This window comes from Flaviramulus multivorans, from assembly GCF_021728415.1.
In the GTDB taxonomy this organism is placed as follows: Bacteria; Bacteroidota; Bacteroidia; order Flavobacteriales; family Flavobacteriaceae; genus Sabulilitoribacter; species Sabulilitoribacter multivorans.
The window spans coordinates 644,208-666,246 of sequence record NZ_JAKKDV010000001.1; the positions used below are offsets into that span (position 1 = coordinate 644,208).

The 22,039-nt window shown below is 32.8% G+C and carries 19 protein-coding genes and 1 tRNA gene; 12 read left to right on the forward strand and 8 right to left on the reverse strand.

The features are described from left to right. Window positions 1-266: 266 nt before the first annotated feature. The gene (locus tag L3X39_RS02840; protein WP_237230161.1) at window positions 267-2,504 is read left to right on the forward strand and encodes a ribonuclease R family protein; all 2,238 of its coding nucleotides are present in this window, start codon (window positions 267-269) and stop codon (window positions 2,502-2,504) included. A gap of 57 nt (window positions 2,505-2,561) precedes the next feature. Here L3X39_RS02840 and L3X39_RS02845 read toward each other — a convergent pair whose 3' ends face one another. Together L3X39_RS02845 and L3X39_RS02850 are read right to left on the reverse strand one after the other, a co-directional pair. Then, entirely contained in the window at window positions 2,562-3,083 is a 522-nt protein-coding gene (locus tag L3X39_RS02845; protein WP_237230163.1) for a hypothetical protein, read from the reverse strand. Between the two features lie 93 nt (window positions 3,084-3,176). After that, window positions 3,177-3,836, reverse strand: a complete 660-nt coding sequence (locus L3X39_RS02850; protein ID WP_237230165.1) for a hypothetical protein — start codon at window positions 3,834-3,836, stop codon at window positions 3,177-3,179. A gap of 143 nt (window positions 3,837-3,979) precedes the next feature. Here L3X39_RS02850 and L3X39_RS02855 point away from each other — a divergent pair, with 143 nt between their 5' ends. The 3 genes from L3X39_RS02855 to L3X39_RS02865 all read left to right on the forward strand — a co-directional run bounded on the left by L3X39_RS02855 (window position 3,980) and on the right by L3X39_RS02865 (window position 6,007). Continuing rightward, window positions 3,980-4,273: a heavy metal-binding domain-containing protein gene (locus tag L3X39_RS02855; RefSeq protein ID WP_237230167.1), complete on the forward strand. Its 294-nt coding sequence runs from the start codon at window positions 3,980-3,982 to the stop codon at window positions 4,271-4,273. A 264-nt stretch (window positions 4,274-4,537) separates the two neighbouring features. Then, complete coding sequence (locus L3X39_RS02860) at window positions 4,538-5,212, forward strand: head GIN domain-containing protein (RefSeq protein WP_237230169.1); 675 nt, start codon at window positions 4,538-4,540, stop codon at window positions 5,210-5,212. 114 nt (window positions 5,213-5,326) lie between these two features. Then, entirely contained in the window at window positions 5,327-6,007 is a 681-nt protein-coding gene (locus L3X39_RS02865; protein ID WP_237230171.1) for a LysE family translocator, read from the forward strand. 29 nt (window positions 6,008-6,036) lie between these two features. Here the strand turns inward: L3X39_RS02865 and L3X39_RS02870 are convergent. Both L3X39_RS02870 and folB read right to left on the reverse strand, forming a co-directional pair. Next, window positions 6,037-6,110 (reverse strand) — tRNA-Cys (locus tag L3X39_RS02870). A gap of 50 nt (window positions 6,111-6,160) precedes the next feature. After that, complete coding sequence (folB, locus tag L3X39_RS02875; RefSeq protein ID WP_237230184.1) at window positions 6,161-6,523, reverse strand: dihydroneopterin aldolase; 363 nt, start codon at window positions 6,521-6,523, stop codon at window positions 6,161-6,163. A gap of 112 nt (window positions 6,524-6,635) precedes the next feature. On the opposite strand from folB, the gene L3X39_RS02880 reads away from it, so the two are divergent. From L3X39_RS02880 to L3X39_RS02895, 4 genes are all read left to right on the forward strand, one after another. Further along, entirely contained in the window at window positions 6,636-8,630 is a 1,995-nt protein-coding gene (locus L3X39_RS02880) for a glutamine--tRNA ligase/YqeY domain fusion protein (RefSeq protein ID WP_237230185.1), read from the forward strand. 89 nt (window positions 8,631-8,719) lie between these two features. Beyond that, entirely contained in the window at window positions 8,720-9,205 is a 486-nt protein-coding gene (locus L3X39_RS02885; RefSeq protein WP_369411605.1) for a DUF1761 domain-containing protein, read from the forward strand. A 139-nt stretch (window positions 9,206-9,344) separates the two neighbouring features. Further along, the gene (locus L3X39_RS02890; protein WP_237230190.1) at window positions 9,345-10,427 is read left to right on the forward strand and encodes a GNAT family N-acetyltransferase; all 1,083 of its coding nucleotides are present in this window, start codon (window positions 9,345-9,347) and stop codon (window positions 10,425-10,427) included. Between the two features lie 68 nt (window positions 10,428-10,495). After that, on the forward strand, window positions 10,496-10,708 hold the full coding sequence (locus tag L3X39_RS02895) for a hypothetical protein (protein WP_237230193.1): 213 nt from the start codon (window positions 10,496-10,498) through the stop codon (window positions 10,706-10,708). A gap of 54 nt (window positions 10,709-10,762) precedes the next feature. Here the strand turns inward: L3X39_RS02895 and L3X39_RS02900 are convergent, their stop codons facing one another. After that, window positions 10,763-11,686, reverse strand: a complete 924-nt coding sequence (locus L3X39_RS02900) for an SPFH domain-containing protein (RefSeq protein WP_237230195.1) — start codon at window positions 11,684-11,686, stop codon at window positions 10,763-10,765. Between the two features lie 75 nt (window positions 11,687-11,761). Between L3X39_RS02900 and L3X39_RS02905 the strand changes: the two genes are divergently transcribed. After that, complete coding sequence (locus L3X39_RS02905) at window positions 11,762-12,445, forward strand: hypothetical protein (protein ID WP_237230197.1); 684 nt, start codon at window positions 11,762-11,764, stop codon at window positions 12,443-12,445. Window positions 12,446-12,492: 47 nt separating this feature from the next. Here L3X39_RS02905 and L3X39_RS02910 read toward each other — a convergent pair whose 3' ends face one another. The 3 genes from L3X39_RS02910 to L3X39_RS02920 all read right to left on the reverse strand — a co-directional run bounded on the left by L3X39_RS02910 (window position 12,493) and on the right by L3X39_RS02920 (window position 16,105). Continuing rightward, entirely contained in the window at window positions 12,493-13,317 is an 825-nt protein-coding gene (locus L3X39_RS02910) for a hypothetical protein (RefSeq protein WP_237230199.1), read from the reverse strand. A gap of 158 nt (window positions 13,318-13,475) precedes the next feature. After that, window positions 13,476-14,990, reverse strand: a complete 1,515-nt coding sequence (gene gltX, locus L3X39_RS02915) for a glutamate--tRNA ligase (protein ID WP_237230208.1) — start codon at window positions 14,988-14,990, stop codon at window positions 13,476-13,478. A gap of 74 nt (window positions 14,991-15,064) precedes the next feature. After that, window positions 15,065-16,105: an alkane 1-monooxygenase gene (locus L3X39_RS02920; protein WP_237230209.1), complete on the reverse strand. Its 1,041-nt coding sequence runs from the start codon at window positions 16,103-16,105 to the stop codon at window positions 15,065-15,067. Between the two features lie 130 nt (window positions 16,106-16,235). On the opposite strand from L3X39_RS02920, the gene L3X39_RS02925 reads away from it, so the two are divergent. The 3 genes from L3X39_RS02925 (at window position 16,236) to mnmG (ending at window position 22,009) form a co-directional block, all read left to right on the forward strand. Next, complete coding sequence (locus L3X39_RS02925) at window positions 16,236-19,655, forward strand: DUF4175 family protein (protein WP_237230211.1); 3,420 nt, start codon at window positions 16,236-16,238, stop codon at window positions 19,653-19,655. Next, window positions 19,648-20,058: an rRNA maturation RNase YbeY gene (gene ybeY / locus L3X39_RS02930; RefSeq protein ID WP_237230222.1), complete on the forward strand. Its 411-nt coding sequence runs from the start codon at window positions 19,648-19,650 to the stop codon at window positions 20,056-20,058. Before L3X39_RS02925 ends, ybeY begins: the two co-directional genes overlap by 8 nt. 79 nt (window positions 20,059-20,137) lie before the next feature. Further along, window positions 20,138-22,009, forward strand: coding sequence for a tRNA uridine-5-carboxymethylaminomethyl(34) synthesis enzyme MnmG (mnmG, locus tag L3X39_RS02935; RefSeq protein ID WP_237230224.1), 1,872 nt, complete (start codon window positions 20,138-20,140; stop codon window positions 22,007-22,009). Window positions 22,010-22,039: the final 30 nt, after the last annotated feature.

Genomic DNA, 22,039 nt, shown 5'->3' on the forward strand with positions numbered 1-22,039 from the left:
TAAAAAACATTTCAAAATAAAAACTAAAAAAGTTATACCGCTATTAACACACTATAATAACCATCATTTATTTTTTAAAATTTTTAAAACAAAATAATTATATAATATATATTGTGGATAACTTCAATTTAACATTAGGAAAACATGATTAATTATTAATGTTGTAACTTTGCTTAAAATAAATAGCAAGTCTTCTCCTAATATTAACGCTATTTAATAACACAATTTCCTGTATCTTAGGAAATAAATATGATTACAAAAATTAAATGAGTAGAAAGAAAAAAGGAAAGTCCAAAAATAAAGGAATTTCCAACCTAACGAATACAATCTTAAGTATTTTAAAAAAAGAAAGAAACCAAACTTTTAATTATAAACAAATTGCTGCTAAACTTGGTGTTAACGATGCTAGCAGTAGAAATCAAATTATTAAAAAACTTCGCGATTTACAAGGTAAACAAGAAATTGAAGAAGTAGAACGTGGTAAGTTTAAAGCTGTTATAAATACCGAATATCATAAAGGTATTTTAGATTTATCAGCAAGAGGATCAGGCTACGTTATTTGTGAAGAATTTGATGATGATGTGTTTATAGCATCTAATAATATTAATAAAGGATTAGATGGTGATGAAGTAGAATTTTACGTGTACAAACGTAGAAAGCGCGGTAAGCTTGAAGGTGAGATTACAAATGTTATAAAGCGTGCTAAAAGTGAATATGTTGGTGTAATTCAAATTCAAGAGAAAAAGAATTTCGCTTTTGTAGTTGCTGATAATACAAAGATGTACAAAGATATTTTTGTACCTATCAATAAAACGTTTAAGGCTGAAGATGGTGATAAGGTTTTAGTTAAACTTGAAGATTGGCCAGAAAACGCCGATTCTCCTTATGGAAAAGTGGTTCAAGTTCTTGGAAAACCAGGAGAACATGACACCGAGATTCATTCCATTTTAGCAGAGTATGGGCTACCTTATGAATTCCCTCACGATGTGGAACAATTTGCTAATGATCTAGATACCAGTATTTCAGAAAGTGAAGTGTCAAAACGAAGAGATATGCGTAAAGATTTAACCTTTACTATAGATCCTAAAGATGCTAAAGATTTTGATGATGCTTTATCGTTTAAAGTTTTAGAAAACGGACTTTACGAAATAGGAATTCATATTGCTGATGTATCACATTATGTAAAAGAGGGCACTATTTTAGATGACGAAGCTTATGAACGTGCAACTTCAGTGTATTTGGTAGACCGTGTCGTACCCATGCTTCCAGAAGTATTATCAAACAACGCTTGTTCACTACGTCCGCATGAAGAAAAATACACTTTTTCTGCTGTATTTAAAATAAGTGATAAAGCAGAAATTAAAGACCAATGGTTTGGTAGAACAGCAACTTACAGTGACGCGCGATTTGCGTACGAAGAAGCGCAGGCTATTATTGAAAACAACATAAATATCTCTACAAGTAAAGTTGAAACTTCTCAAATAAACACAACCATTCCAACAGAGGTTTCCTTGACTGGAAAACAATATAATACATCTCCTGAAATTGCTCAAGCTATCTTAAAAATGGATAAGCTTGCTAAAATTATGCGTAGAAAACGCATGAAAAACGGTGCTATTTCTTTTGATAAAGTGGAAGTAAAATTCAATTTAGATAATGAAAATAATCCAACAGGCGTGTTTTTTAAAACCAGTAAAGATGCTAATAAACTTATTGAAGAATTTATGTTGCTTGCTAATAAAAAAGTAGCAGAATTTATTGGAAAACAAAGCCCTAAAAAAACATTTGTTTACCGTGTGCATGATGAACCAGACGATAGTAAGCTTGCTAATTTACAAGGTATTGTTTCTAGGTTTGGATATAAATTAAATTTTAAAGACCGGAAAACTACCACGGCTTCATTAAATCAATTACTTCAGGATGTAGTAGGGAAAAAGGAGCAAAATTTAGTAGATACTTTAGCCATTCGAAGCATGAGTAAAGCAGAATATACTACACATAATATAGGTCATTATGGTTTAGCATTCGATTATTATAGTCATTTTACATCGCCTATTCGTCGTTACCCAGATGTGATGGCACACCGTTTATTACAACATTATTTAGATGGCGGAAAACCTGTAAACGAAGCCGTTTTTGAAGAAAAATGCCAGCACTCCAGTAATATGGAAAACTTAGCTACCAAAGCAGAACGCGATTCTATAAAATACATGCAAATTAAATTTATGCAAGATCATAAAGATGAGGAGTTTGTTGGGGTTATTTCAGGTGTAACCGATTGGGGAATTTATGTAGAGATTATTTCTAATAAATGTGAAGGTATGGTAAGTGTACGCGATATGAAAGACGATCATTATGCTTTTGATCAAGACCAGTTTGCTATGGTTGGTAGAAACACCAAAACCATATACCAATTAGGTGACGAGGTTATTGTAAAAGTTAAAAATACCGACTTAGTTAAAAAGCATTTAGATTTTAATTTGATTGGGAAACCAGAGGATTAAAAATGATTAGACGTTGGTCTAACAGTTACGTATATACAATATAGTACGTAGTTTTTTTTATTTATAAAGCCCAAAAACCTTTTGTTTATTATTTCTTTTTTTATGTGATAAAACTCCAATTCCGATAAAAACTATCGTTCCTAAAGGGACAAAATCTTTACTCAAAAAGTAATAAATAATTGAGTCAATAATTATTCCGATAAATATATAAAACTCGATAGGTTTTCTAATCGAAAACCCACTTTCCCACATTAGAAATGAACCTATAGGATAAATAAATTCACGATATCTTTTTCTACTTTGGACTTTCTGTTTTAGAATTGCAGAATGGTCATTTTCGTCAATAGAAAAATCTAATTCTTTTACAATTTCAAAATATTCGATTAGTTTGTCTTTTAAGGCGTGTGCTTTCGAGTTGTTGAATCGAATTATTTCTCTTGATACACTTATTGTAGATTGAAAGTGAATCAATTGTTTTATCTGTTCAGATGAGTTTTCGAAAGTAGATATAAATTCAGTCAACTTTTGATTTATTATCTCTTTATATCTGCCAAAATTTTCAAAACTGTCCGATTTCATTAAATTTAAATTTTCGTTTTGAGCAAGCAAAATTATAACAAAGGTGAGTATAAAATTGAGTATAAAATGCGTTTTAACGCATTTTATACAGTGTTACGTATCGTTTTTCTTTCTTTTTATTAATTCAGCGTAGAATACATATTCTACATTACCTTCGTTCACTGCTTTATCAATCTCATTGAGTGATTCGTGATATTTTTCTTGAAGTCGATAAATGTACATCTTAATAAAATAAGTCTCTGATGGTGAATAATTCTTTGATAAGTAATCAATTTCATCAAGAGCGTCATCTAGTTTTCTCGATTTTGTAAGAAGCGAGATTTTTTGATGTATCAGCCCAAGCTTAATTGAATCTATTTCTGCAATACCAGTGATTGAATCTGTAAGAAGGTTAATGTCTTCTTCAACGTTCTCGAAACTAGTTTCTGGATATATATTTGTAAACATCATATCAAGTTCATGATAATATTGATCACAGTTATGTACCATATATATCATTGCATCCATCATATGTTTACTTACTGCATCTTCAAGTGATTTATTGGAGTAGAAAGCTTTATGAATTTCATGTTGATTTTGATTGATAAGATCTGATAAACAAGGTTTCATTTTTTCATCAATTGATTCACTATTTTGATTTGAAAAACATTCACATGTATTCTTAGCAATACTTTCTACACTAAGTTTATCATTTTTACTAGAACAGCACGTTAGAACTAAAACAGCACATAGTGTAAGAATCGTGTTTTTCATGGATGGTATTTAACATTGTGTACATAGATAATTGTCTATATACATACTATATAACTAAGTTAGTAGAAATATTTTACAAAGCCAATTTTATTATTATAATGTAACTTTACAATAATTTCATATCTATATTAAAATTAACTAGCATGATATTAACAACTACAAACTCGATTGAAGGTCATAAAATTCAAGACTATTTAGGAATTGTTGCAGGGGTTTCAAGTAATATTAAAACATCATTTTCTTTTAAAACAGAAAAGAACATGAATATAATTGAAGATATTATGAATAAAGCCAAAGAAGAAGCGTTTCAAAAACTTAAAACAAATGCCATAAAACTTAACGCAAATGCTGTTGTAGGTATTTCTTTGGATTTAGAGACAGATGCGGGCTCTTATTTTTTTGTTTCGGTAACAGGAACCGCTGTAAAAGTTGTTTAAAATAAAAATGGATGTCAGTTCGAGTGTCCCGATTTTGTATCGGGACGTATCGAGAACTTATTAACCCATTTCGTAGAAATATAAAAACAGCGTATAATGATAATGTTTTCCTAAATTTTTAAGTATTGGAATAATTCTTGATAATTTTACGTTTTATAAAAAACACTTTAAACAAATGAAATGAGCCATAACAAAAAGCTGATACCAACCGAAATGATTATTGGCGAATTACATTTGATAGATAAAAACAATAAAATTTAACAAATGAAAACAATAGCCAAAGCTTTAGCACTTTTTATTACTACAACATTATTCGCTCAAGGTCCCATAGAAAAAACGATAGGAGAGTTTACCGAGTTAAAAGTTTACGATTTAATAGAGGTAGAGTTAATAAAATCCAGCGAAGATAAAGTTATTATAACTGGTGAGAACAATAAGGATGTTATTGTTAATAATAAAAACGGTACACTTAAAATAAAAATGAGCTTAAACGAAATTTTTGATGGCAGCAAAACCAAAGTAAAATTATATTATACGTCTGTTGATATAATTGATGTTAATGAAGGTGCCAAGGTGAATTCAACCGATGTAATTAAGCAGTTTGAAATCGATTTAAAAGCACAAGAAGGCGGCTCTATAAATGTTCCTGTAGATGTATCGTATACCAACATAAAAGCGGTTACAGGTGGTGTAATTAAAACTTCTGGAACATCAAAAAAACAAGATATTTCAATTTTAACCGGGGGTGTTTATAAAGGAAGTGACTTAGAAACAAATGAAACAGAAGTATCTATCAACGCTGCCGGTGAAGCCCATGTTAAAGCTAAAAAGTTGGTTGATATTAAAATTAGAGCAGGAGGCGATGTATTTATTTATGGCGACCCTGAAAAAGTAAATGAAAGTAGAGTTTTAGGAGGCCGTGTAAAACGAATGAATTAAAACAATCAAACGATAAATAAGCTTAAAACCCATTGAACACAATGGGTTTTCTTTTTTTATTTGCTTAAAAGCCGTAAAATATTTCTTTACTTTGTGTAAACCCAGCTTATTTATATGTTTGATGATATTATAAGAGCGATTCCTTTCGGTATAATTTTGGCTTTCACAATTGGCCCAGTTTTTTTTGTGCTGCTCGAAACCAGTGCGACCAAAGGCTTTAAAAGTGCTCTAATTTTTGATAGCGGCGTTATGTTAGCCGACATCATATTTATTTTGGTCGCGTTTTTCAGTACCAACAAACTCCTAGAAAAGATTAAAGACGATCCTAATTTTTTAATTTTTGGAGGTGTTTTACTGGTTACTTACGGGATTATATCATTCATAAAAACGTCAAAATCCTTTCGCGAAATCGTTAAAGAATATCATAGAATTGAAATAAAAAAGGGTTATGGTAAGCTGTTTTTAAAAGGTTTTTTACTAAATTTTATTAATATTGGCGTGCTTTTAGGATGGGTTGCGTTTATTGTTTTAGCAAACTCACTAACAAGCTCCAGCAATGGAGTTTTAGTATTTTTGAGCACTATTTTGATAGTTTATTTTTTAATCGACTTAATCAAAATAGTAGTTGCTAAAAAACTAAAAAGCAGATTAACACCAAAACTTATTTTTAAAAGCAAAAAAATTATAGCATTGGTGATATTAGGCTTTGGTGTATTACTGTTAGTACAAGGTTTTTTTCCTAATGAAAAAGAACTTTTAAAAGAAAAGCTCGAACAAATAAGTCCTTTAAAATAAAAAGCTTCCAGAAAACTGGAAGCTTTTTTTGGAGGCGTCGAGCGGATTCGAACCGCTGTAGAAGGTTTTGCAGACCTCTGCCTAGCCACTCGGCCACGACGCCTTATTTATTGTGCAAATGTAAAAAAAAATAACACTTTTTATTACTTAAAATCACTTTTTACGCTTATCGGTCATTTTAATCGTTACTCGCGCCACATCACCGCCAATAGGAGGGTTTAATTTACTAACCCAAACGGTGGCTTTTTTAACTAGCTTGTCTTCGTTAAATATTCTATCTAAAATGCGTCGCGCTACGGTTTCTAATAAATGTGACGCAATATCCATTTCTTCCTTTATAATTCTATTTAAAAAAACATAATCCACCGTATCACTCAATCTATCGGTTTTAGCAGATGGTTGTAAATCGGCTTCAACCTGTAAATCGACCCGATAATCACTACCTATTTTTGTTTCTTCTTTTAAACAACCGTGGTATGCAAACACCCTTATATTTTCAACTTTAATGACTCCCATTTCAACAAAAAAATCAATTATTAAATTTTAATATGGTTATTAAACTTATTGAGCTAAAATAACTTGAATTTCCGTAATTTTGAAGCTTATTTAGTTGAAATAAACAACGAGCATGCCAGAAGAAAGAAAATCACTCAATTTTATTGAGCAAATTATAGAAGAAGATTTAGCAAACGGAATGTCTAAAAGCGACTTACGTTTTCGTTTTCCACCAGAGCCAAACGGCTATTTACACATTGGTCATACGAAAGCCATTGGTATTAGTTTTGGCTTGGGAGAGTATTATAACGCACCAGTAAATCTTAGGTTTGACGATACGAATCCAGCTAAAGAAGAACAAGAATATGTTGATGCTATTAAGGAAGATGTAGCTTGGTTAGGTTATAAATGGGATAAGGAATTATTTTCTTCAGATTACTTTCAACAACTTTATGATTGGGCGATTAAACTAATTAAAGAAGGAAAAGCTTATGTAGATTCACAATCGAGTGAAGCTATGGCAGAACAAAAAGGAACACCTACACAACCAGGAGTTGATGGTCCTTACCGTAATAGAAGTGTAGAAGAAAACCTCGATTTGTTTAAACGTATGAAACAAGGTGAATTTGATGAAGGCGAACACATCTTACGGGCGAAAATAGACATGCAGCATCCAAACATGTTAATGCGTGACCCTATTATGTACCGCATTTTAAAAAAACATCATCACAGAACAGCAAACGATTGGTGCATTTACCCGATGTACGATTGGACACACGGCGAAAGCGATTACATTGAACAGATTTCACATTCGTTATGCTCATTAGAGTTTAAACCTCACAGAGAGCTTTATGATTGGTTTTTAGACCAAGTTGTAGACCCTAATTTGCTTAGGCCCAAACAACGTGAGTTTGCCCGTTTAAACCTAAGCTATACCATCATGAGTAAGCGTAAGTTGTTACAGCTGGTAAAAGATGGAGTTGTTAACGGTTGGGACGACCCACGTATGCCTACCATTTCTGGGTTAAGGAGAAGAGGTTATACGCCAAATTCATTACGAAAGTTTGTGGAAACCGTAGGCGTTGCGAAACGCGATAACGTGATTGATGTATCGCTTCTAGAGTTTTGCATTCGTGAAGACTTGAATAAGACGGCACCTCGGGTCATGGCCGTTTTAAACCCAGTAAAGCTGATTATAACCAACTACCCAGAAGGGAAAGAAGAATGGTTAGATGCTGAAAATAGTCAAGAAGACGAAAGCGCAGGATTTAGAAAAGTTCCATTTTCGCGCGAACTATATATTGAAAAAGAGGACTTTAAGGAAGAAGCCAGTAACAAGTTTTTTAGGCTCAAATTAGGTGGCGAAGTCCGATTAAAAAATGCCTATATTATTAAAGCGGAAAGTGTTGTTAAAGATGCTGACGGAACTATAAAAGAAATTCACTGTACCTACTCTGAAGACACTTCTAAAAAAGTAAAAGGCACTTTGCATTGGGTATCTATCAAACACGCTTTAAAAGTAGAAGTTAGAGAATACGACCGCCTGTTTATGGATGAAGCTCCTGACAGTTACCAAGACAAAGATTTTATGGAGTTTATTAACCCGAATTCTTTAAAAATTATTGAAGCTTTTGTAGAACCAAGCTTAAAAGAAGCTAAAGCAGGAGATAGATTTCAGTTTCAACGTTTAGGTTATTTTAATGTGGATAATGATGCTACTGATAATCATTTGGTTTTTAATAAAACAGTAGGCCTAAGAGATTCTTGGGCAAAACAAAAGCCAAAAGAAAAACAGCAAAGTAAACCAAATAATAAGCCACAGCAACCCCAAAGAAAGGCGATTGATGTGATTCAGCAGCTAGGTAAGAAATACACCAATTTACCAGAAGAAAAGCAACAAAAGACAAAAGCTGAGATTCAAAAACTAGCCGAAAACGTGAGTTATGAAGAGCTGAGTCCATTATTTAATACTGCAGAAAAGAAGGTTGGAACTCGAATGGCTGTTTTATTAACTTTAGGTGTTTTACTAAAAAATGGACTTGAAAGAAACAGTGATGTAGAAGCTTTTATTTCTAAGGCTCTACATGATAAGAACGAATTACTTGTTAATGAGGCGAAGCAATTTTAAGTACTTAAACACGTATAAATACAAGCCCTGAGCATACACACTCAGGGTTTTTTTGTACATTTATTGCACTAACTATAAAAATTTAATATATGGAAATGCCAATTAACCCCATTGCAATACCTATTGCTGCGGTTGCAGCCTTAGTTGTAGGATTCATATGGTACAACCCAAAAGTATTCGGTAATGCTTGGATGAAAGCTGCAGGTATGACTGAAGAAAAGATTAAAGGCGGAAACATGGCCAAAATTTTTGGACTCGCTTTAGTTTTCGCATTGTTATTAGCTGTACAACTTATGCAAATGACAAACCATCAGTGGGGAGCCTTAGGAATGGTTGGAGGAGATCCAACAGGCGCTTTGCCATCATTTGAAGCATTTATGACTGATTACGGAACAGCGTACAGAACGTTTAAGCATGGTGCTTTCCACGGTACGCTTGCTGGAATTTTTGTAGCACTGCCAATTATTGGAACCAATGCTTTATTTGAACGTAAAAATGCTAAATACATTTTTATTAACGCTGGTTACTGGACTGTAACTCTAGCAGTAATGGGAGCAATCCTTTGTGGCCTATAAAAATTTTGTAACTTTTTAACATATTTAAAGACTGACAATTGTAATTTTCAGTCTTTTTCTTTTTGTATTGATACATTATAATATTTATTATTCAAATACTGACCTCCCAAACTCGTGGGACAACCTTGTAAAACACGATGTGTTTTTACAGTCCCACTATTTAAAAGCGCTAGAAGAGGCTTCCCCAGACAATATTCAATGGTTTTACGTAGGTGTTTTTAAGGATAATGTTTTAGTGGGAATTGCTGTAATACAAAGGGTTCAGTTGTATTTAAAAGACATTTTCAGACAAACCAATGTATCTTGCATTAAAACGTTTTTTAAAGACCTTGTTTCTAAAATATTGAAAGGCAATATTTTGGTTGTTGGGAACCTTACCCATACAGGGCAGCATGGAGTTTTTTTCAATACGGAAACCGTTTCTCAATCGGAGTTTTTCGAAGTTATTTTTTCTGCTTTAAACGATATCAAAGACCGTATTAAAACCGATCAGAATAAGAAGATTAGGGCCATCATGTTGAAAGATTATTTTACAGATGATTTGATACATAACTCAAAAGAAGTTTTTAATGATGCTAAGTTGCACCGCGTGTTTGTTCAACCCAATATGATTCTTTCAATTAAACCGGAGTGGATTGTATTTGAAAATTATGTTAACGACTTGAACAAGAAGTATCGGGATAGGTACAAACGCGCAAGGAAAAAGCGAAACTCCATAAAACCCATTGAGTTAAATTTAGAAGAGATAAAAGCGCATTCAAAAGAGCTTCATAAATTCTATATGAACGTATCTAACAATGCAAAATTCAACACCTTTATACTACCAGAAAACCATTTTTATAGTTTGAAATCTCAGTTGAATGAAGATTTTAAAGTTTTTGGATATTATTTAAAAGACAAACTAGTTGGGTTTTATACCTTAATCCTTAATAATAGTGCTTTAGAAACCTATTTTTTAGGCTACGATGAAGCTCACCAATACGAAAACCAAATGTATTTAAATATGCTTTATGATATGCTTGAATTTGGTATTAAGCATAAATTTAAAACTGTAGTTTATGCCAGAACCGCTATGGAAATAAAAAGTTCCGTTGGTGCAGAAGCGAAGCCTATGGTAGTATATTTAAAACACACTAACAGGTTTTTAAACGCTATTTTAAAGCAAGTTTTTAAGCTTATGAATCCATCTCAAGATTGGGAGGAAAGGCATCCTTTTAAATAATTTAATAGTTCTTTAAGACATTAAAAGCGCAAAATTCATTATTTTCTATAGACTAAAAATAGATTATAATGGAACACGCAAAAACAGACATATTAAGCGAAATCTCTACGCTTATAAGAGTTATTGAAGACCAACACCCGGAGTTACAAAAATATTTAGACGAAAGCAGAAGCACATTGCCTCAAGGCAATTTAAATGAAGGAAAAATGGATGATGAATCTCTTAAAGACTATAAAGATTACCTAAAAGGGCTAATACAGAAACATGCTAAAAAGTCATAAAAAAAACCTTTGAGTTTTAATTCAAAGGTTTAAAAATATGATGTCGAGTTCTAATTACTTAGGGTCTTTCTTTTTAGCGGCTTTCATAGCCTCTCCAATTTGGTTACTAGCAGCAAAACTTGCTACCATATCGTTTAGCATATTACTTCCTGCTTGAGGCGCATTAGGTAATAAAATGAGGTTGCTATTGGTTTCTTCTCCTAAAGACTGAAGTGTATCGTAATGTTGTGTTACTACAATTAATGCCGAAGCTTCTTGACTGTTAATACCAACACGGTTTAAAACTTCAACAGATTCTTCTAAACCACGTGCAATTTCACGACGCTGGTCTGCAATACCTTGCCCTTGTAAACGCTTGCTTTCAGCCTCCGCTTTTGCTTTTTCAACTATTAAAATACGAGCAGCATCACCTTCAAATTGTGCCGCAATTTTTTCACGCTCCGAAGCATTAATACGGTTCATTGCTTGTTTTACTTGTGCATCAGGGTCAATATCTGTTACTAAAGTTTTAATAATATCGAACCCATAATCAAGCATAGCATCATTTAACTCTGCTTTTACAGCTAAGGCGATGTCGTCCTTTTTCACAAACACATCATCCAATTTCATTTTAGGCACTTCTGCTCGAACCACGTCAAATACATAACTTGTAATTTGATCGTGTGGGTAGTCTAACTTATAAAAAGCATCGTAAACCTTGGTTTTAATCACCTTGTACTGCACAGAAACTTTTAAACGCACAAATACATCATCAAGTGTTTTAGTTTCAATGATAACGTCTAACTGTTGTATTTTTAAACTCAATCTACCAGCAACTCTATCAATCAATGGTATCTTTAGTTGTAAACCAGACTGACGAATACTTTGAAACCTACCAAAGCGCTCAATAATGGCAGCAGTTTGTTGTTTTACAATAAAAAAGGAAGAGATTATAACAATCAGTCCTAAAAATAAAAATGGAATAAGATAAAAGCTCATAATGTGTTATTAAAAATAGTTAGAGAATTAAGATACAAAAATAATGTTATATTTGGTCGCTTATAGCCCGAACACATGAAATATAATCGACTTACCATATTAGTAGCATTTACCCTATGTTTTGTTACAAAAAGTTTTTCACAAAGAGGAAAATATCCTATTCAAAATGGCTTTGGGATTTATGGCGGACTTACAAAATTTAACATATCTACAGACAACTTTATAACCTCTCAAGGAAATGGTTTTTTAGGTGGCGCCTCATCAACTGTTGATATTCCGTTGCAATGGTATGATATAAGTTTTGGTATGCAACTTTCAGAAAATCATGTGAATATATCCGCAAGACCATTAGCGGTAAGCGCCGAGAATGAATTTATAGATTACAAATTATTTGCAGCTCAAGTAACCATGTTGGTGCACATAAAGGCTATTCCAAACCACTTTACAATTGATATAGGACCAATGCTTCAATATAACGGACCGCTTGAGCTAGACAACAGAAACCAAGAAAGCTATTATATTAACAATTACGACAATTTAACTGCAAAAGATATTACTAAAATTTCTCAGTTTAATTTAAATGGCGCTGTTGGAGCTTCTTTAGGTGTTGCTAATTTTAAATTAAAGGCACAATATATTTATGGATTTACCAATTTATTAAAGAAGCTGGAAAACCAAAACTTAGATACATCTGGCGGAAATGCACGCTTTAAGGGCAACCAGAGTATTTTGGTTTTAGGGGCGATTGTGTTTTTTTGATTTTTTGAAGCTTTAATGCTAGATATATTTTTGAACCCTAAATGGCACTAATTAAAGTAAATAACTAGATTTTTGGCTTTGTCATAAGCATCTGATTCTACTAGCTCCCAACTTTTGATTTTAATATTATCATGTAACAAATTAAAGCAATTCACAAATAATTCTGAAAATGTATTTAAAGATGTGAAATCATTAGATTTAAATAATTCGATTAACTTACGCCCTTTTATAATTCCTTCAATATTGTAATTAGCATGAAGAAATTTCTCAAAGTTCTTTAAATAGATTTCATCATTTGTTTCGACATAAATATGCAACATATTGCATGCTATAAGGATTGATTTTTCTGACTCGTTATTTATTTCTGGAGCTTCATTGGTTTTTAAGAGATTAATTAATTCATTTTTTGCAAATAAATATGGGTCATAACCATAATCTGAAACCATAATTGGATAAAAGAAATAATGATGAATTTTATCCCAAATTTTCTCTCTAATTGAAGAAAGATATGTCATGTTGTTTTCTCTGGATTCATTATCAGGTATCATCCAACCGACAGCGTTTGGAACTCCCAGAAGTTTTATTTCAAAATGAAGTAATTCATGTAACAAGACTTCATTTTTGTCTTGAACGTTCTTATCTATTTCAATCATTAATAAATCACCCTTAATTTGCCCATTTCCCCGTTGATTGAGTTGAAGTTCAGAAACTTTGATGCTAACTTTTTTGTCAAAGCCTCTTTCTAGTTTTTTGATTAGTTCAACTATTTTTTTGTCTATTTCAAAATCATAAGGCGGCATTGTGTTATTAGCTATTTGAGCGTTTATAATATTTGAAATGGTTATAATTAATATGGTTATTAGAATCTTCAATCTATTATTTGTAAGTTTTTTTGAGCCGCAAATTTGTTATACAATGATATTTCAGCTAATGTTCTTGAGGATATGAGTAATATTAATATTTTCATATCCAACGTTAATCGAAGTTAATAGAAAAACTTTACAATGTCAAGTTTGACAATACATAATCATTATAAAATTGAGACAACCTTTTCAATCCGCTTAACCGTTTCATTTTTACCAATCATAAACATAATATCAAATACATCGGGTCCTTGTAAAGCGCCAACCAATGCTAAGCGCAAGGGCATCATCACTTTACCAAAACCAATATTGTTACTCGTAATCCAATTTTTAATATCGGTTTGTAATGCGGTTACTGTAAAATCATCAATATGCAAAATGATGTTTTTTATTTGGGTCATAATGTCGGCAGTGTCTTCTTTAAAGGCTTTTTTAGAAGCCTTTTCATCATAAGATGATGGCGACACAAAAAAGTAATGACTCAGTTCCCAAAAATCTGACACAAATGTGGCGCGTTCTTTTATTAAACCAACAACCAAAGCGATGTAGTTAACATCAATTTCTACTAATTCGTGGCGTTTAGCTTTAAATAATTCAGCCAACACATCATCACTTTGTGCTTGCATATAATGATGATTAAACCATTTAATTTTATCAGGGTCAAAACGTGCACCAGATTTATTAACACGCTCTAATTCGAACGCCTCTATAAGCTCTTGTAAACTAAAAATTTCTTGTTCTGTTCCTGGGTTCCAACCTAAAAAAGCTAAGAAATTAACCATAGCTTCAGGAAAATAACCATCTTCTTTGTAACCTCTTGAAATGTCTCCTTCAGGTGATTTCCATTCTAAAGGAAAAACCGGAAATCCTAATTTGTCACCATCACGTTTGCTTAATTTTCCTTTTCCGGTAGGTTTTAAAATAAGTGGTAAATGTGCAAATTCAGGAGCCTCCCAACCAAAAGCTTTATAAAGTTGATAGTGTAAAGCTAAAGAAGGCAACCACTCTTCACCACGAATTACATGGGTGATTTCCATTAAATGGTCATCAACAATATTTGCTAAATGATAGGTCGGCATGCCATCACTTTTAAACAATACTTTATCATCTAAAATATTAGTGTCTATTTTTATATCACCACGAATGATGTCTTTTAGGTGAAGCGTTTCATCTTTTGGGCTTTTAAAACGCACAACATAATCATCACCGTTGGCAATTCTATTTTTAACCTCTTCATCCGTCATTACCAAAGAGTTAACCAAGCGCCCTTTTTCACGATTATGCCAGTTGTAAATAAAGGTTTTACCTTTCTCTTCGTGGTCTTTTCTATGAAAATCTAATTGTTCTGAGGTATCAAAAGCATAATATGCATTACCCGATGCAATTAACTCATCAGCATATTGCTTGTACAAATGTTTGCGTTCGCTCTGTCTGTACGGACCAAATTTTTCGTTTTTGTTCGGGCCTTCATCAAAAGGAATTCCACACCAATTTAATGCATCTATAATATATTGTTCTGCGCCATCAACATACCTATTTTGGTCGGTATCTTCAATCCTTAAAACAAAAGTTCCGTTAAGTTTTTTAGCAAATAAATAATTAAACAACGCGGTTCTTACACCTCCAATATGAAGGGGTCCGGTTGGGCTTGGTGCAAAACGCACACGAACATTTTTTTTCATGCTTTAGTTAATTATGCCGCAAAGATAAATATTAAGAAAGAAGACGGAAGCCAGAAGCCAGAAGTTTTTAGTTTTTAAAGCCTCATTTCTTTTGGAATACGTTTATTCATTATTTTAAACCATAAAGGAGGTAACAAAGACAAAACCATAGAAGTTGGGTAGCCGTATGGCATTTGTGGGCTTTCATCATGGCAATCTAATATTTGATACTTTTTTGAAGTTTTGTAATGATGGTCGCTGTGTCTTGTTAGTTCGTATAACACAATGCGCCCAATAACATGGTTAGAGTTCCATGAATGAATCTCTTGTACGCGCTCATATCTTCCAGATTTTGTTTTTAAACGCAGTAATCCATAATGTTCAATGTAATTAACCGTTTCAAGCAAAATAAAGCCAAAAATGGCTGAAAATAGAGCAAAAAGAAATCCTGTACTACCAAATAGTGCGGTTACAATAGTCAAATAAAAAATTTGTAAAAAGGCATACCAAAGCATATCGTTTTTAAAGGATATAGCACTTAAATTGTTTTTAATCAATAGGTTTTTTTGAATTTTCCAGGCGCTTAAATATTGCCTAAAAACAGAGGTTACCCAAAAGGAGTAAACACTTTGATTATATTTTGCTGTAGCAGGATCTTCCTTAGTGGCAGCGTGTAAATGATGTCCGTAATTGTGTTCAATATAAAAATGCATGTATAAGGCTGGTAGCAACAGCATTTTTCCTAAGTAACGTTCATTGGTGTTTTGTCTGTGACCCAATTCGTGCGCAACGTTTATACCGTTTACACCTAAAACAATCCCCATTGAAATAATAAGCCCTATGAATTCATATGTTTTTAAGGACGTAGTTGTTACGGTTATTAAAGCAAAAATTAGCAACCCATAAACAATAGGGATATTTAGATATAATAACCAATCGAACAGTTTTTTGTTCTTTAATGAATTAGACTCTGCTTCCGAGATATTTCGATTATCTATTGGGAAAATCAATTCTAAAATCGGAATAACAACAAAGCCATAAAGAGGTGTTGCAAATGATAGCGCACCTTGATAACGTATGCCAACAAAGGCAACCAAAGGGATAGAAAACGCCGCTAAATATTTTAAATCTTTCACTTTAATTAGGTCGAATATATTAGTTTGTCGAGAATTTTACTGATATAGGCACAAATTAACGAAGTTTTAGTAAAGTTAGTAAATTGAAGTACAAAATAAAATTGTAGTTTAGTGAGTTAAATAGCCCAAATTGAACAATTTTAAGACCATACAAGATAAATTAGAAGCATTTATTAAGCGATATTATACTAATGAATTGCTTAAAGGCACTATCTTATTTTTTGCTTTAGGCTTACTATATTTTTTATTCACTCTTTTTATCGAACACGTTTTATGGTTAAATACCACAGCAAGAAGTATTTTGTTTTGGTTGTTTGTAGGTGTTGAAATAGCCTTACTTGTTAAGTTTATATTTATCCCTTTGGCTAAATTGTTTAAGCTTCAAAAAGGCATAAATTATGTAGATGCTTCCAAAATTATTGGCAGACATTTCCCTGAGGTGAATGATAAGCTATTAAATGTGCTTCAGCTAAATCAAAACCAGTCAAAATCAGAATTGTTAATAGCAAGCATTGAGCAAAAATCCTTAGAACTTAACCCTATTCCTTTTAAGCTTGCTATTAATTTTAAAAAGAACATCAGCTATTTAAAGTATGCTGCAATTCCTGTTGCAATTTTATTACTAACTCTAGTTACAGGAAATTTTAATTGGTTTAGTGATAGCTACCAGCGAGTAGTTCATTATAAAACAGCTTACGAGCCACCAGCTCCATTTGAGTTTTTTGTTGTGAATGAGCATTTAAATGCTATTGAAAATAAAGATTTTAAGCTTATTGTAAAAACGGCAGGAGACATGGTTCCTGAAAATGTCCAAATCACATATAACGGAGAGACTTATTTTTTACAACAGAAGGCTATGGGCGAGTTTGAGTATATGTTTTCTCAACCTAAAGAGGCTATTACGTTTCGTTTAAACGCAAATGAAGTAACGTCTAAACCTTACACCATTAATCTTGTTGAAACTCCATCTATTTTAAATTTTCAGATGGTTTTGGACTACCCAAGTTATACCAAAAAGAAAGATGAGATAGTTAAAAGAACAGGGAATGCTACAATCCCAGAAGGAACACTTGTGAAATGGGTAATCAATGCGAAATCTACTGACCAGATTAATTTGTTTTCAAACGACACTATTGATTTTAATTTGGAAGAACCAGGTGTTTTTGAAGCATCAAAACAGCTTTTCAACAATTATAATTATCAATTGAGCACGAGTAATAAAAACCTTAAAAACTATGAAAATTTAGAATTCAGAATTGATGTTGTAAAGGACCAGTATCCTGAAATTGACTTAAAGGTTGAAAAGGATAGCTTAGACCTTCAAACACTCTATTTTTATGGACAGGTAACAGATGACTATGGGTTTAGTAAGCTTCAATTAGTATATTATCCTTCAGATGACGAAACAAATAAACAATTTGAAAGCATACCTGTTTCAAGCTCTAACATTTCTGAGTTTATAACAGCTTTTCCTAACAACTTAAATATTAAAGCTGGTATTCCTTATGAATTATACTTCCAAGTGTTTGATAATGATGCAATTAACAAGTATAAGAGTTCAAAAAGTAATGTAATAACTTATAGAAAACGCACCAAAGAAGAGGAAGTTCAAAAGCAGCTGCAAGAACAAAACAATACAATAAAGGATTTAAATAAATCGCTTGAAAAGTTTAATGAGCAAGAAAAAACACTGGAGGAGTTAACCAAAACCCAAAAGGAAAAATCTGCTTTAAATTTTAACGACAAAAAGAAATTAGAATCATTTTTCAAACGCCAAAAGCAGCAGGACGAAATGATGAAAAATTTCAATAAAAAGTTAAAAGATAATTTAGAAGAATTTCAAAAAGAAAACATGGAAGAAGACGCCTTTAAGGAAGACTTGAAAGAGCGCCTTAAAGAGAATGAAGAAAAGCTTAAACAAGATGAGAAATTATTGGAAGAGCTTGAAAAACTTCAAGAAAAAATAAATAAAGAAGAGTTAACCGAAAAACTTGAAGAGCTTGCAAAACAAAACAAAAATAAAAAGCGAAGCTTAGAACAGTTGATTGAATTAACGAAGCGTTTTTATGTTGAAAAGAAACTTGAAAAATTAAAAGAAGATTTAATGAAGCTATCTATTGACCAAGAAAAGCTTTCCAACGAATCAGAAGAAAAAAATACTAAAGAGGAGCAAGATAAATTAAATGAACAGTTTGAAGATTTTAAAAAAGATATTGAAGAATTAGAAAAGGATAGTAAAGAGTTAAAAAAGCCGATTGATATACCTAGAGATAAACTTGATGAAAATGACGTTAAAGAAGAACAGAAGAAAGCTTCAGAAGAATTAGGAAAGATGGAGCAAGAAAAAGCTTCTGATAAAGAAAAGGCTGAACCACAAGAAACCGAAAACCAAAATCTTAAAAATGCTCAGAAAAGTCAAAAGAAGGCTGCTCAAAAAATGATGCAAATGAGCCAAAAAATGCAAAGTGCTATGCAAGCTGGTGGTGGCGAGCAAATGGAAGAAGATGTAGAAATGCTTAGACAAATTCTTGACAATTTGGTCTTGTTTTCTTTCGATCAAGAAGCGCTTATGAATCAGTTTAAATCTATTAATGACAACAACAATAAGTACGCCACATATCTTAAAAAGCAAAACAATTTAAGGGAACATTTTGAACATGTAGATGATAGCCTTTTTGCATTGTCATTAAGAAACCCAAAATTGTCTGAACAGATAAACAAGGAAATTACTGAGGTGTATTATAACATAGATAAAGCACTGTCTCAATTGGCGGAAAACAGATTGTATCAAGGAATTTCTAATCAACAATTTACGATTACGGCAGCAAACAATTTAGCCGATTTTTTAAGTGATGTTTTAGATAATATGCAAGAAAGTATGAGTATGTCGGCTGGTAAAGGTGGTCAGGGAGACATGCAATTACCAGATATTATTATGAGTCAGGAAGAACTCAATAAAATGATGCAAGAAGGTATGAAAAAGGGTGAAAATGGTAAGCCACAAGACGGAGATGGAAAACAAGAGGGTGAAGGAGAAAAAGAGGGTGAAAAGGGAAAAGATTCTAAAGAAGGTAAAAACAGTAATCAAAAAGGGGAGAATGGAAAACAGAGTGGAGAAGGTGAAGGCACGAACGAAGATGTAAACGGATTGCTTTATGAAATTTACCAACAGCAACAGCAACTTCGAAATGCTTTACAAGAGAAGTTGTCTAAAGAAGGAAATAAAGGGAATGGAGATGCATTAGTTAGAAAAATGGAAGAGATTGAACTGGATTTATTAAACAAAGGTTTTACAAATCAAACACTTCAAAAAATGATGGAGCTAAAGCATCAGCTTTTAAAACTTGAAAATGCTACGTTCCAACAAGGAAAAGACGATAAAAGGGAATCTGAAACTAATAAAGATCAGTTTGATGGTAATCCTAATAATCAAATTCCAACCGCAAAACAATATTTCAACACAACGGAAATATTAAACAGACAAGCATTACCTTTGCAGCAAGTTTACAAAAAGAAAGTACAAGAGTATTTTAAAAAGGCTAATGATTAATTTTAATTACGAAACTGATTTTTTACTTGAGGATGAAAAGGTAATTTCAAGTTGGATAGTTAGCACCATTGCTGCGGAAGATTATAACTTGGATGAAATAAACTATGTGTTTTGTGATGATGATTATCTTCATAAATTGAATGTGGAGTTCTTAAAGCATGATACACTTACCGATATTATTAGCTTCGATTATTCAGTCGGAAAAACCATACAAGGCGATATTTTTATTTCTGTGGAAAGAGTAAAAGAAAATGCGGCCGATTATGAGGTTTCTTTTGATGAAGAATTAAGGCGTGTTATCATTCATGGCGTGTTGCATTATTGTGGATACAAGGACAAAACCGATAAAGACGCCCAAGTGATGAGAGACAAAGAAAACTTCTACTTAAATCAACTGGATTAAAATCCAAGAATTCCCGTATATTTGCAAACTTAATTTAATCAATGTTCCACGTGGAACACGGAAGTTATAAATACGAGCTATGTTTAACGATGTGTATGATGTTATAGTTGTAGGTGCTGGTCATGCCGGTAGTGAGGCTGCTGCTGCTGCTGCCAATATGGGTAGCAAAACTCTACTTGTTACTATGAATTTGCAAAACATAGCACAAATGTCATGTAATCCCGCTATGGGAGGTATTGCCAAAGGGCAAATTGTAAGAGAGATTGATGCGCTGGGTGGATATAGCGGTATTGTTTCAGACACATCCGCTATTCAGTTTAAGATGCTTAATAAATCAAAAGGACCTGCCATGTGGAGTCCAAGGGTGCAAAGTGACAGAATGCGTTTTGCTGAAGATTGGCGATTGCTTTTAGAGCAAACTCCCAATCTTGATTTTTACCAAGAGATGGTATCTGGTTTGTTGATTGAAAAGAATAAAGTAGTTGGAGTTAAAACATCTTTAGGAATAGAGATAAAGGGAAAATCTGTTGTGCTTACAAACGGTACTTTTTTAAACGGATTAATTCATATAGGTGATAAGAATTTTGGTGGTGGTAGAGCAGGAGAAAAAGCAGCAACTGGAATTACCGAGCAATTGGTGAGTTTGGGTTTCGATTCGGGTAGAATGAAAACAGGAACGCCGCCTAGGGTTGATGGTAGGAGTTTGGATTATTCTAAAATGATTGAACAACCCGGTGATGAAAACCCCGAAAAATTTTCTTATTTGGATATTACCAAACCATTAGAAAAGCAACGTTCTTGTCACATGACATATACGAGCGAGCAAGTTCATGATTTACTTCGGCAAGGGTTTGATAGGTCTCCAATGTTTAATGGAAGAATTAAAAGTTTAGGTCCTCGTTACTGCCCTTCAATTGAAGATAAAATTAATCGTTTTGCTGATAAAGATAGACATCAATTATTTATAGAGCCTGAGGGTTGGAATACTGTTGAAGTTTATGTGAATGGATTTTCTACATCGTTACCAGAAGATGTTCAGTTTAAAGCGTTAAAATCGGTTGTTGGTTTTGAAAACGTTAAGTTTTTCAGACCAGGATATGCTATTGAGTATGATTATTTTCCGCCTACACAATTAAAACACACGTTAGAAACTAAGTTAGTTGAGGGATTATATTTTGCAGGTCAGATTAACGGAACTACTGGCTATGAAGAAGCTGCTTCGCAAGGATTAATGGCTGGGATAAACGCTAGCCTAAAAGTTCAAGAAAAGGAATCTTTTACTTTAAAAAGAGATGAAGCTTATATTGGTGTTTTAATTGATGATTTAATTACTAAAGGAACAGAAGAGCCATATCGTATGTTTACCTCGAGAGCTGAATATAGAACATTGTTGCGACAAGATAATGCGGATTTAAGATTAACACCCAAAGGATATGAATTGGGATTAGCTTCGGAAAAACGATTAAGAAGAATGGAAGAAAAGCATGAAGCGGCTGAAAAGTTTGTTGCGTTTTTTGAAACAACTAGTGTGAAGCCAGAGGATATTAATCCTATTTTAGAAGCGAATAATTCGTCTCCAGTAAATCAATCAGGAAAGCTCTTTAAAATATTTTCAAGACCAAATATTGATATGGCTGATGTTAGGAAAATTGACAGTGTCGAGACGTATATTCAAGACCATAATTTGGATAGGGAAGTTATCGAACAAGCAGAAATTCAAGTAAAATACTCTGGGTATATTGCTAAAGAAAAGAACAATGCCGACAAGTTAAGCAGACTCGAATATGTGAAAATTCCAGAAAATTTTGACTATTCGGAAATCAAATCAATGAGTTTTGAAGCGCGCGAAAAACTTAAAAAAGTTCAACCAACAACCGTGTCTCAAGCGTCAAGAATAAGTGGAGTTTCACCTAATGATATATCGGTATTATTAGTTTATATGGGACGATAAATATTTGATGTTCCACGTGGAACATGCAAA